Raw genomic sequence first — 3,780 nt, 5'->3', positions numbered from 1 at the left:
TAATTAATTATTTGAATTTTAACACGATGCCAATTTAACACACTTATTTCATTACTACCGTCTTTTTTTTCTAAAAGCTTAACGATAATCTCTTTTAACAAGAACATTAATACATTGTGTTATTAATGCATAATTATTTATATTGTCGGTAAATATCAGTTTCTATTGGCCGCTTGATATGTATCACTATCTAAATAGCAATTGCTAAGTTACCACTGATATGAGTATAAAAAAAGAAAGCTGATGTAAGTGATCTGTACCCAGTTTCATTGAGTGAATAATTGTGTTTAGCATTAATAAGAAATGAATGTTTCTCTTAAAATAGAATGAGGAATCCTATCTGTTGATGCAATAATCAATCTATTCAGCAATTGCTTTTCTAGATTGACGAAAAGGTTTTGAACTCTGCTTCAAACCCATAGAAAATTTAATTTTCGCAACTCAAAGAATGATTCGGCGATATAGTTGTCATAGCAATTTCTTTTTCTAGATGGCAAGTAATTTGTAATAATCAAAATCGATTGATCAGTTTTTAAAAATGTACTTAATGGAAATAATCTTAATCAATTGCAAAAATTGTTGAAAGTAAAAAATCATGACATTTTTGCAATGCTAATACATCAAAAAAGTACCCTCCTTTCAAGAATTCGGAGGAGGTACTTTTAGAAAGAATTTCTTAAATAATAGTTTTTGGTGGTTTACCAATTTCTACAGCCGTAGCCATAATTGATGCAATCGATTGTAGATTTGGCGGAATAATGATTTTGGTAGCAGTTCCGTTTGCTAAAACATCAATTTTATCGATTGCCATTCAAGTTAAAACACGTTCATCGATTTTAGCACTAAGCAATAATTCAGTTGCTTGTCTTTTACCTTCAGCTTCTAAAATTTGTGCTTGCTTTTTTCCTTCGGCTACTTTAATCATAGCTGTTTGTTCACCATCAGCTTGGAAGATGGCAGAATCTCGACGACCTTCAGCAATTGTTACCATTGCCCGTTTTTCCCGTTCTGATTGCATTTGCTTTTCCATCGCCATTTGGATCGAAGCAGGGGGAACAATATTTTTTAACTCCACCCGCTTGACTTTGATTCCTCATTGATTACCAGCTAAATCTAATGTCGCAGTTAAGCGTTCGTTTAGTTCTTGACGGCTGACTAATGTTTCGTCTAATTTCTTTTCACCTAAGTAATTTCTTAAAGTTGTAGCCACTAAGTTTTCAATAGCTTTAATTGCATCTTCTACACCATATGTGTATTTAAATCCATCAGTGATTTCTAAATAGCAAACAGTATCAACCTTAACTGTAGCATTATCAGACGTAATAATTGATTGTTCAGGAAAGTTCATCACTTTTTCTTTATAAGTTTCTTTTTTTACAATTCGGTCTATAAAAGGTCTTAAAAAATGTAAACCTTTTTCTCAGGTTTTGTGAAATGATCCCAAACGTTCGATGATATAAAAATTTGACTGATTAACGATTTTTACTGATGTCGCAATTATTAAAATGAATAATAAAAAGACAATTGTAGCAATAACAATTCCAACAATGGCTCCAGCTGTTAACATATTTATTCTCCTGTATTTTGATTAATATCTTGGCTGATATTTATGTAATGGTTCAACTAGTAATGTTGCCCCATCAATTTTTAAAACTCTAACAGTTACTCCTGCATCAATTAATATCGGATCAATTGGCAATACCAAGTATGTAACATCATCAATTTTTGTTTTTCCATATTCTGGAATCCAATCAACGTTTCCAGCTTCTTTAGTTAAGATAATTTCACGACCAATTAAATTAATCCCTGGCCCTGAATTGTGGCGGCTATTGAGACGTTGTTTAATTTTGAAACCATTAAAGACTATTAAATAAATTATGATTCATAAAATTCCAAAAGCAGCAATTTCAATGATTACAACTCACCATAAGTGATTTCCAAATTCTGTAGCACCAGCAATAATTGCGCTAGGAACGGCTGCTAAAGAGGTGACTAATGTAAAGAAATTAGTAATACTTAATTCAACTATTAATGAAACAACAAAAATAGCAACCCAAAAAGCTAGCGTAATTCATCGACCATAATCAGTGCTTAATTCATACATTATTTGGCCTCCTTGTAATTTAATCTAATAATGATTAGATTATACACAATAATAATGTGATGGGTTTCGAAGTGAATTATTTATCCTATTGCTTAGACAATTAGTTTCTATTATAAAAACGATGTTCACAATGAAAGCTTATTCGCAAGATTTTGATATCAGTTATTTGGTGAGTAAATTCCAAAATAATAAACTGGTTACAAGGTGACATGTACTTTAAAAATATTTTATATGGTCCAATATCTCATAAGGCTATAAAATGTTTAACGATAAAATCATTTGCTTAACTCCAAAAAAATCCAAAAATTAGAAGTTTTTGGAATATACTCCAAAAAAATCTAAAAATTGAAAGTTTTTGGAATAACATTCAATATTTCTGCCATTATAGAGATATTATGGAGAAAATTATTCGAGACAATTATTTAGATGAGTTAATTAACTTAAAAAAACGGATTTAATCAAGATTGTGAATGGAACTCGCCGTGCAGGTAAATCCACTCTTCTTGTTGAATACATTTCTTATTTAAAAAAACAGAAAAAAATTACAATATCATTTTTTTCGATTCATCGAATTTTAATTTATTACCGCTACGGGATCCAAAGCAACTTTACGAAGCTGCTTATTCTAAGTATCAAAAAAATAAAACAAACTTTTTGTTCCTTGATGAGATTCAACTTTGCACTAGTTTTGAAAATGTTTTAATCGATTTTTATAACTCTAAAAAAATTTGATATTTATGTTACTGGATCTAACTCATCTTTATTAAGCGGTTCATTAAGAACACTGCTAACAGGTAGATATCAAACAATTGAAGTTTTTCCTTTTTCATTTAAAGAATATCTTGATTATTATCAAGATGAAAAAAATGTCGAATCTGCTTTCGATTCGTACGTTGAGTTTGGTGGCTTTTCAGGGTCGTATCAATTGAATAATGCAGATCAAAAGCACTTGTATGTTAATGATATTTTTGACGGTGTTATTCAAAAGGATATATTTGCGTTAAATCACATTAAAAATAATGAAGCAATGATCAACCTAATTGCTTTTTTTACTTGATAACATTGCTAATTTGACTTCCCAAATAAAATTGCCAATAGTTTGAATGAAAACATAATTCCTATTTCAATAAAAACTATTTTCAACTATTTAAATTTTTTGTGTGACGCATTTGTGTTTTATAGATTTAAACGTTATTACATTAAAGGAAAAAGATACTTAAAAACAGTTAATAAATTTTATTTAGTAGATCATGCCATTCGTATGTCAAAATTAAGCAATTTAAATCTAAGTTACGGAAAAATATACGAGAACATCGTAGCGATTGAGCTTTTAAGACATGGTTATGATGTTTACATTGGAAAGATAAACGATAAAGAAATTGATTTTATTGCGACCAAAAATAACGAAAAGTTCTACATTCAGGTAGCTGCTACGATTGAAGAAGATAGTACTTTTAAACGTGAAATAACACCTCTTTTGCAAATAAAAGATGCTTACTCTAAAATAATAATAGCTAGAACTAAACTTCCAGAATATGATTATGAAAGAATCAAAATTATTAATTTAACAGACTGATTGCTAAGCTGCTAGAAAATAACCTATTAGTGCATATTTTGGGTAGTAATGAAATAAGTGTGTTAAATTGGCATCGTGTTAAAATTCAAATAATTAATTA

3 protein-coding genes and 1 pseudogene are annotated in these 3,780 nt (G+C 29.5%); 2 read left to right on the top strand and 2 right to left on the bottom strand.

Features of this window, described 5'->3' with window-relative positions:
* Positions 1 to 676 precede the first annotated feature (676 nt).
* On the bottom strand, positions 677 to 1,567 hold the full coding sequence (locus tag T384_RS0105890) for an SPFH domain-containing protein (RefSeq protein WP_027120213.1): 891 nt from the start codon (positions 1,565 to 1,567) through the stop codon (positions 677 to 679).
* A gap of 21 nt (positions 1,568 to 1,588) precedes the next feature.
* Positions 1,589 to 2,104, bottom strand: coding sequence for an NfeD family protein (locus T384_RS0105885; protein WP_027120212.1), 516 nt, complete (start codon positions 2,102 to 2,104; stop codon positions 1,589 to 1,591).
* A 492-nt stretch (positions 2,105 to 2,596) separates the two neighbouring features.
* Here T384_RS0105885 and T384_RS07675 point away from each other — a divergent pair.
* Together T384_RS07675 and T384_RS07110 are read left to right on the top strand one after the other, a co-directional pair.
* Positions 2,597 to 3,164, top strand: a pseudogene (locus T384_RS07675) (AAA family ATPase).
* Between the two features lie 39 nt (positions 3,165 to 3,203).
* Complete coding sequence (locus T384_RS07110) at positions 3,204 to 3,695, top strand: DUF4143 domain-containing protein (RefSeq protein ID WP_052663619.1); 492 nt, start codon at positions 3,204 to 3,206, stop codon at positions 3,693 to 3,695.
* The last annotated feature ends 85 nt before the right edge of the window (positions 3,696 to 3,780 follow it).

The organism is Mycoplasma testudinis ATCC 43263 (assembly GCF_000687795.1).
Lineage (GTDB): Bacteria > Bacillota_I > Bacilli_A > Mycoplasmatales > Mycoplasmoidaceae > Mycoplasmoides > Mycoplasmoides testudinis.
Note: the sequence above shows the minus strand (reverse complement) of the source record. Positions and strands in the feature narration are given on the sequence as shown.